The sequence below is a fragment of the Acidithiobacillus sp. TH-A36 genome (genome assembly GCF_057473445.1).
In genome coordinates this window covers 1-3,693 of the sequence record NZ_JBYCKP010000532.1, presented here as the reverse complement: position 1 = coordinate 3,693, position 3,693 = coordinate 1, and the positions used below count along the sequence as shown (strand labels likewise).

Sequence of the window (3,693 nt, the reverse complement as noted above, 5' to 3'; positions counted from 1 at the left end):
CCCGATTTTGATGACCGCCGTTATAGTGGTCTCAATCCCTATGCGCTGGGTTTTGCCATATTTCAGGACATCAAACGGATCTGCGTGGCGCCTACCGAGGAAGACCGGCGCTGGTTCAGTTTTGCCGGCGACCCGGACTGGCTGCAACACATTCACTTTGCCATGCGCGAATTTCGTGATGAAAGCTTTGTTCTGCAATACCTTTCTCCCAAGGTGATGCGGGATTTACATCTGTTCTCCCTGCACAATGCGGTAGATGAAGCGACCTACCGGGTCAGCGCCATCCATGATGATGCGGGCTACCAACACCTGCGCGAAGCACTCGCCCGGCAAATTGCCGACAGTAGCCGCCCTCCGGATATTCAGGTCATCTCTGTAGACCGCTGGGGAGATCGGCAGTTACGTCTGAAACAAATGGACCAGCAAGCCCTGGACCTTGATGAAGCCCAAAAGACTCTGGGATATATACAGGAGCTTTGGGGTTATGACGTCCATCTGGATATGGAAGATCAGACCTTGACGGCGCCACAACCCCGGCCGGATGACGAACCGTAGCGCACCATTTTGATGCGATTCGCACTATCTTGGTGCGCATGACAGTTTACCCCCTCGTTAAATTTAATAATCTCTCTGTTTTTTAATTGTTTTTTTCATGGCATTGAATTTGCTAAACGCTTTCTGCAACTACACTGACAGGGAGCGTTACTTCAATGAAAAACAGCAAAAAAACATTAAGCAGTCGATATCACCCCATTTTTCTGGCGATGCTGGCTGTTTCGCCCCTCGCCATGGACAACGCCGAGGCAGCCCCCCTGGCTCTGCCCAGCCCGCTGACCTTCAATGCCGGTCCTTTGGGTACTCTGAATGTTCAAGGCGTAGCCAGTGGCTATGGGGTATGGCAGGACAACAAGTTCCCCAGCTCCAGCTTTCCGGGTAGCAAATCCGCCTCTGCCGATATCAGCAACGGCATGGTCATGATCTCCAACAATTCCGGCCTTGTGCAATTTGCCGTCCAGGCTGGCGCCTATAACGTCATGACCCTTGGTGCCAATTACGCTTCTACCGGGACGTTTACCCAGGACACGTTTGGCGCCCTGCCCACGGGTTATATTGAAATTGCCCCGAATGATCATTTTAACGTCCAAATCGGCAAACTTTTTACCTTGATTGGTGCGGAATATACCTTCAGCTATCAGAACTGGAATATTGCGCGGGGCCTGCTCTGGGGCCAGGAAAATGCTGTCAACAAGGGGATTCAACTCAACTATAGTGCGGGACCCATTACCGCTGCCGTCTCCTGGAATGACGGATTCTACTCCAATCGTTTCAACTGGATGAGCGGCATGGTCAGCTGGGCGCTGGACAAGCAGAACACGCTCTTCGCCCAGGGTGGCGGGAATCTGGGCCATACGGATTACGCCTACTCCAGCATTGCCACCACGCCTTTGCAAAATAATGAGGCCATTGTCGATGCCGGATACACCTACAGCGGGGGTAATCTTGTCGTTACCCCCTATATGCAATACACCAGCGTTCCTGCCAGTGCCATCCAGGCCTTGGGTACAGGCACCAAAACCACCAGCACCCTGGGGGGCGCCATCCTCGCCAACTACAGCCTGACGGACAAAATTTCCCTGGCTGGTCGCGTCGAATACATCAGCAACTCGGGAAGCGCCACGGATGGCTCGGCCAATCTGACAGGCTTTGGGGCAGGATCTCACGCCTGGTCGCTGACGGCCACACCCACCTATCAGGATGGCGGCTTTTTTGCCCGCGCCGAACTTTCTTATGTCAAGGCCAGCATGGCCAGCGGTACTGGTTTCGCGGGCACCTCCGGGCTGGCCAAAAGCCAGGTCCGTGGCATGGTCGAGACCGGCTTTATGTTCTAACCCCTGGGGGGTATACCCCCGGGATGTTCCAACCCTGTGTAAGAGGTAACGTCATGAAATTGATTACTGCCATTGTTAAACCCTTCAAACTCGATGATGTCCGCGAGGCCTTATCGGCGGTGGGGATTCAGGGCCTGACCGTCACCGAAGTCAAAGGCTTCGGTCGCCAGAAAGGTCACACTGAACTCTACCGTGGTGCTGAATATGTCGTGGATTTTCTTCCCAAGGTCAAAATCGAAACCGTCATCAGTGATGATGCCGTCGATCAGGCCATCGAGGCCATCGAAAAAGGCGCCCGAACCGGAAAAATCGGTGACGGCAAAATCTTTGTTTCGGAAGTTCTGGATGCCATCCGTATCCGTACCGGTGAAACCGGTAACGACGCACTTTAAATTTAAACCGTTCTACAACCGCTCTTAAATTGTTAAAAGGGGGAATTACCTCATGTCAGTAGCTTGGCTGAATACGGGCGATAATGCGTGGCAGCTCACTGCCGCAACTATCGTCGGAATGCAAAGTGTTCCGGGGCTCGTGGTACTTTACGCGGGCATTGTCAAAAAGAAATGGGCTGTCAACTCTGCTTTTATGGCCTTTTATGCTTTTGCTGCGGTAATGATCGCCTGGCTCCTCTGGGGCTACAACATGGCCTTCGGCCACCAATGGTTCTCGTTTGTCGGTATTCCGGGGCCCATAGCCAGTATGAATGATGAACTCATGCAAACGGTCTTCCCGACCAGCGGCTCTACTGCGGCCATGCCGATGGCGACGATGGTGTATTTTCAGTTTGTCTTCGCTGCAATTACCTTGGTCATCATGGCGGGGGCCTTTTTGGGCCGCATGAGTTTCAAGGCCTGGATGATTTTTGTGCCCCTGTGGCTGACTTTCTCCTACACGGTTGGCGCCTTCAGCCTTTGGGGTGGCGGCTTCCTCTCAACGATGGGTGTTATCGACTATTCCGGTGGATACGTCATCCATTTGTCTGCAGGTATTGCCGGATTTGTCGGTGCGGCAGTCATTGGTCCCCGTCTCGCCAGGGATCGTGAAAACTTCCAGCCCAACAACGTGCTGTTGATGCTGGTAGGTGCCGGTATTCTCTGGCTCGGCTGGAACGGCTTTAACGGCGGTGATCCTTATGCTGCCAGCCGCGATGCCGGTGCCGCCGTTCTCAATACCAACGTAGCCACTGCCATGAGTGTGTTGACATGGACGGTCATGGACATTTTTTACTTCAAAAAACCAGCGGTAATTGGCGCCGTTCAAGGGATGATTACCGGACTGGTCGCAATTACCCCGGCCGCTGGTGTGGTAGACGGATATGGTGCTATTGCCATTGGCATCGCTTCCGGCATTATCCCCTGGATCAGTATGAATATCGTTGGCAAAACCGCACTGTTCCGTAAGGTGGATGACACCCTCGGCGTATTCCACACCCACGCTGTAGCCGGGGTACTGGGCGGCATTATGGTGGGCCTGCTCGCCACCAAGGAAGGCTGTAAAGCATACGGGCTCAGCAACCCAGGAGGTGCCATTGACGGTAACTGGCATCAGGTCTGGCTGCAGATTATTGGTGCGGCATTTATCATCGCCCTGAATATCGTCGTCACCTATATTCTTCTGAAACTGATCAGCCTGATCGTACCGCTGCGCATGTCTGAAGAAGAACTGATGATTGGTGATGATGCCATTCATGGTGAAGAAGCTTATGCCTTCTATGGTGATGGTGAACGGCGTCCGGTGACGGGTGACTGAAGCTATCTGGTAAAACCTTAGGAACAAGCACTATACGGCGGGAAACCGCCGTTTT

General features: G+C 53.3%; 4 protein-coding genes. All 4 read left to right on the top strand.

Annotation, left to right across the window (positions count from 1 at the left end; translation table 11 throughout):
- Positions 1-555 (top strand): SpoVR family protein (locus AC2VLY_RS13530; protein ID WP_486922453.1); only part of this gene is annotated, 555 nt, incomplete at its 5' end.
- Between the two features lie 155 nt (positions 556-710).
- Positions 711-1,889, top strand: coding sequence for an outer membrane beta-barrel protein (locus AC2VLY_RS13525; RefSeq protein ID WP_193649451.1), 1,179 nt, complete (start codon positions 711-713; stop codon positions 1,887-1,889).
- A 53-nt stretch (positions 1,890-1,942) separates the two neighbouring features.
- Complete coding sequence (glnK, locus tag AC2VLY_RS13520; protein WP_010639279.1) at positions 1,943-2,281, top strand: P-II family nitrogen regulator; 339 nt, start codon at positions 1,943-1,945, stop codon at positions 2,279-2,281.
- A gap of 52 nt (positions 2,282-2,333) precedes the next feature.
- Entirely contained in the window at positions 2,334-3,638 is a 1,305-nt protein-coding gene (locus AC2VLY_RS13515) for an ammonium transporter (protein WP_193649450.1), read from the top strand.
- Positions 3,639-3,693 lie beyond the last annotated feature (55 nt).

Coding starts and splice junctions, on each gene's coding strand:
- AC2VLY_RS13525 (WP_193649451.1), top strand. CDS start 711: ATGAAAAACAGCAAAAAAACATTAAGCAGTCGATATCACCCCATTTTT.
- glnK (WP_010639279.1), top strand. CDS start 1,943: ATGAAATTGATTACTGCCATTGTTAAACCCTTCAAACTCGATGATGTC.
- AC2VLY_RS13515 (WP_193649450.1), top strand. CDS start 2,334: ATGTCAGTAGCTTGGCTGAATACGGGCGATAATGCGTGGCAGCTCACT.